Origin of the sequence: Wolbachia endosymbiont of Pentalonia nigronervosa, assembly GCF_014534705.1 — a bacterium.
GTDB lineage: Bacteria > Pseudomonadota > Alphaproteobacteria > Rickettsiales > Anaplasmataceae > Wolbachia.
This window is the reverse complement of sequence record NZ_JACVWV010000091.1, coordinates 1-3518: the sequence shown is the minus strand read 5'-3', so window position 1 is coordinate 3518 and position 3518 is coordinate 1. Positions and strand designations below refer to the sequence as shown.

The 3518-nt window shown below is 32.1% G+C and carries 2 protein-coding genes and 1 pseudogene; 1 reads left to right on the top strand and 2 read right to left on the bottom strand.

Annotation, left to right across the window (positions count from 1 at the left end):
- Positions 1-206 precede the first annotated feature (206 nt).
- Positions 207-1319: a Fic family protein gene (locus tag IC220_RS06450; RefSeq protein ID WP_188153653.1), complete on the bottom strand. Its 1113-nt coding sequence runs from the start codon at positions 1317-1319 to the stop codon at positions 207-209.
- Positions 1320-2089: 770 nt separating this feature from the next.
- On the opposite strand from IC220_RS06450, the gene IC220_RS06445 reads away from it, so the two are divergent.
- Entirely contained in the window at positions 2090-2929 is an 840-nt protein-coding gene (locus tag IC220_RS06445) for a hypothetical protein (RefSeq protein ID WP_188153652.1), read from the top strand.
- A 473-nt stretch (positions 2930-3402) separates the two neighbouring features.
- Here the strand turns inward: IC220_RS06445 and IC220_RS07945 are convergent.
- A pseudogene (locus IC220_RS07945) lies at positions 3403-3518 on the bottom strand (transposase); the annotation flags it as partial.

The window sequence follows — 3518 nt, the reverse complement described above, 5'->3', positions numbered from 1 at the left end:
TAATGTGTATCTAAACTCCATGGGAATATGTGCGATAGGAAAAGATAAAGGGGGTGCATAACTCTGTAATTTCAGCATAGATCAAGAAACATGGTGAAGGAGGGCTTTCGTAAAGAACTCAATAAAGTACAAGAGGGAAATATACAATTCTTGAAGTTGATTAGCTATTCACGTACGTAAAAAAAGAGAAAATAAAGCAAAGGAAGCTATTTTGGTTTTATATCTTGTTCAAGAAGTTCCAAATAAGGCTCAAATCTATAGAGCTTATTACGGTTTTTATTATTATCATCTTCCACTAATATTCTAACTTTAACGAATTGTAAAACGAGATTATTTGCTGTATTATATGCTTTATTTAATTTTTTACTCAATTCCTTAATATTTATGATTGGAAGTTGAAAAAGTACATTTAATGCTTGTAGAGCTATTTCACGGATATTGGAGAAATGTTGGCTTGCCTGTAACATATCTATTAAATCTTTCTCTAACTTTTCAATATTCCTAGCTCTATAATAAGCGTCAAAGCTGCTGTCTTTTATAGCATTTAGATAATATTCAATCCATCCTTCAAAATCACCATGGGTTCTGACCCTATCTAGACACCTATAATAATCAAGGTGGTTCTTTTTAAAATAGTAAGATGGATAAAGTATTGGAGTTGATAATAAACCATAATGGACCAACAGTATAACAATTAACAACCTTCCTATCCTTCCATTACCGTCTATAAACGGGTGAATAATTTCAAATTGCACATGCACTAGTCCTATTTTAATGAGAAAAGGTAATGTATCATGAGTATTAATATAACTCTCTAAATCACTGATTAAATTGATTATTTCTGATACAGGAGGTGCAATTAGATTACCAACACGTACTGAATCTACACGATATTCACCGCTGCCCTCATTAAATTGCATAAGCTCTCTATGCACAGCTAAAATAGTTTGAGAAATTGTCAAGTTTCTGACTGCAGTCAACCCTATATCAAGAGCTTTGGTATAATTTAGAACTAATTGTGTTTGTTTACTTGGTTTGGTTGATGATATTCTTTGAGTAAAAATATCAAGTAAAGTTGTATGTATACCTTCAATTGATGAAGAAAGCAGAGCTTCTTTTATGATATAGGCTTTAATGAATCTCTCTACATTTGGCAAACGCTCAGCCATTTCATTTAATTGACCAAGTTTTACCATAACCTCGCCGTAGAGAATGGCAATGTTATTGCTAAAACTAAGAGAAGGATCCTTTGGTGGTAATGGATATGGAACAAAGTGTGCTAGTTTACCTATATACTGGTAATATCCAGTTTCGCGCATTATTTTAATACATGGATCTTAATTGAAATGATTATACAAAATTTCATTTTATATTTCAAGATAAATAGCATCAATGAAACATGAATGCATAGTCACATAAGTATAAAGCAAGCAAATTTAAGGTAAAGTAGCATTTTGTTAAATTAAATATTTTTTTTAATAAAACCTATTTCTTCAGCGTGACAAAAAATTCAATTATTGACTACTTTACTTTTCTCAAAAACGCAAAAAAGGTAGGGGTATTTGTGAGAAAGTTTTACATAAACATAGCGTTATGAAAGAAAGATTAATAAGTTATGAAAAATAAGATAAGTGCGTAGGTACACGTCTTAACAGAACTAAAGCCAGCAGTATTGGGATTTTGGTTCATGCTAAATTTTGTATGGAGATAGGTTCAAACATGCTGTTTGGCGGGCCAAGCGATTCCAAAAAAAACTTGTTCTCTGTTTCATCGTGTTACTTGGGTAAAATGGCTGTATTGGCAGGTATAATATTAGCATAAAATGAAACAATACCATACCATACCATACCCTATGGAGAAATAGAGAGAAACTTTTAATTTTAACATGCTGACAAAATAAGTCAACAAAGAGTTTTTTACTACTACTGAATTTTTCTTTAAAAATAAAAACATTACAACAGGAATAAAAGATTATTTCAAAAAAAATCTAAATATGGAGTTGACAAGTTTTAAAGATAGATTACCATACTTGAAGTATTATGTTAAACCTTGATGGTTTAGTAAAGGTAGTTTTATTATAGGGGGTGTTATGTCGGAAGATCTAAAACAGTTTATACCAGCTTGTCAGAGTGGTGATGTAGAAACAGTAAATAGTCTACTTAAATCTATAATGGAGTTAGAAGAGGGGGAAAAGTTACAACTTGCAATGTTAAAAGATGCTGGCAAGGTATTTATTTCAGATGTGAAAAGTGGTTATAAAGATCCAGCATATTATCTGTTTAAAACAGCAGGAGAGTTAGGAGAAGAGGGACAGGAGTTACAATCTGCAATGTTAGAGGATGTTATTAAGGAATGCATATCAGGTGTTAATAATAGAAATTTGATGGATGAGATATTCAAAGTAATAGAAAAATTAGGAATAATACCGTCAAAAATTGTAATATCACATATTTTACTGCATAATCCTGAAACAAAAATGCCAAATTTAAAAGGGGAGTTAAAAGAGTTTTGGAGTCATTGGTCTTCTCCTAATAAAGTTGGGGAAGTGAAAAAACTAGTAAAAAGAGAGTTAGAAGATTTTCCCCTTTCGTTTCTTCCATGTAATAAACAATCACCTGATATAAATGAAGTTATTGTTAGGAACTTGACGACAGAAAAAGATATAGATAATTTTCGTGAAGCACTAGGAATGGCAAAAACAATAAAAAGTTCAGTAGAAAAAATGTTATCCTGGGAAAAAGAGGATAGTTCTAGTAGTATTACGCCAACTGCTCAAGGTCAAGAGCCTAGTACAAACGTGAAAAATGATGTGGAACAATCAAGTCATTATAATTTAAGGCCCCTGCCAAGTAGAACTCAGCTACGTACAAACCTGAAAGGGGTTTCTATTAAACAAAATATATGTAAAAATGAAGGGCCTTCCCTATAGAGATATTTAAAGAGTAATGCACGTCAAATTGAGAAAAAGTGTAAGAAGCTGAAGAAGGTTGTGGGTTTTCTTGAAAGAGAGAACTCACACTAAAATTTGAACCGATAAAAAAGCAGACAAAATCCAAGATGTACAAAAACTCCTTGCCATTAATAATTTTATTGTAAATTGTGAAAAATTTGATACAAATATAAGGTTATTTACAAGATGTTAGGAGGGAAGGTGTGTTAGAACAAAACTTAAAAGCTCTTGAGCAGAAAGTTGATGAAAACAAGCAACGGTGTAACTTTGACCTTATCAATATTACCAAACTGTTTATTGCGGTTAGGGAGCATAATACAGGAAACCCTCCGAAGAACAAAATAGATAAGATTCGTAAGTTACTTCCTCAGAACCTGTCTTGAAATCATTTAAGTAGCTAAGCATAACGGTAATCATATCAAAGAAAATATTAGTCTTGGAGGTAAGAGGAGAATGTTCGTAATCTTTGCTCATGCGCCTAAAATTGGAGAGCCAAGCAAAGGTTCTTTCAACTATCCAACGTTTTGGAATAACCTGAAATCCTTCAGCTTCGGGATCTTTTTTAGAG